Genomic DNA, 1025 nt, shown 5'->3' on the forward strand with positions numbered 1-1025 from the left:
GGCATTGGCGTCTATTGCATCTCACCTCTTTATGAACCGCAACCAGGCAAGGCGACGGCGGACAGGCTCGGACTTGTCATGGGCTATTCAGCCTTGAGCCCGAGGCAGATTGAACGGGGGGTCCAACTGCTTCTGGCAGCGATCGAGACAGTGACAGAAGAATTCTGAAGTCGCGTTCCGCATGCCGAACCCCGGACAAACACGATGGGCCTTTGCCCGATGGCAGCCAGTCGCATGAAAATTGAAACTGGACCAGAAACAAGTCATCAAACTGGCACTGTCGAGAAGGCCAGTTCTCCGCCAAAGTTCATCAAGAGCGGCGACGAGTGCAATGACTGTTGGGATTTGTCGTTCCACAGCCAAGCACCAGTATGCGGTAAACAAAGTTGAGATGGTCTTCGCTTGAAGGTCCGGACCGAGGCTTGATAGGGCTGATGCATGACTTGGCAGGGTAAGCTGCTCCACATCCATATTGCGCCGGCAGCTTCCTACGAAATGGAAGAACTGGCTGAAGCGCAACTCATTGCGGGACGTGGAATTCTTGGGGACCGCTACTATCTCGGCACGGGAACCTATTCGCCGAAACCCGATGTTCGCGAAGTCACGCTGATCGAGGTCGAGGTTCTCGAGGCGATAGCCCAAGGTGAGCCAAAGATCCCGGGGTTTAAAGCCGAACTTGCGCCTGAGGATCATAGACGCAATCTGACCACCCGCGGCGTCCCGCTCAGTCATCTTGTTGGCAAGCGCTTTCGGGTCGGAGAAACAATTCTTCGGGCAGCGCGGCTGAACTTTCCTTGCAAATATATCGAGGAGTTGCTCGGCATTCCCGGCCTTTACGAAGGTCTTCTGAACCGCTCCGGCCTGAACTGCGTGATCGAGGTTGGTGGCGTCATCCGCCCCGGCGATCCCATTCTTCCGATGGACGAGTGAACGACATGGCATCACCACGTATCATCATGAAGCTGAAGGTTGTCGCCACCCGCAAAGAACCGGGGGACGTGTTCGTCGTCGAACTCGAGCATCCA

General features: G+C 55.8%; 1 protein-coding gene. It reads left to right on the plus strand.

What is annotated here, in order from left to right; translation table 11 throughout:
* Positions 1-438: 438 nt before the first annotated feature.
* The gene (locus tag A3AY_RS0115205; protein ID WP_018326514.1) at positions 439-930 is read left to right on the plus strand and encodes an MOSC domain-containing protein; all 492 of its coding nucleotides are present in this window, start codon (positions 439-441) and stop codon (positions 928-930) included.
* Positions 931-1025: the final 95 nt, after the last annotated feature.

Origin of the sequence: Rhizobium giardinii bv. giardinii H152, from assembly GCF_000379605.1 — a bacterium.
GTDB lineage: Bacteria > Pseudomonadota > Alphaproteobacteria > Rhizobiales > Rhizobiaceae > Pararhizobium > Pararhizobium giardinii.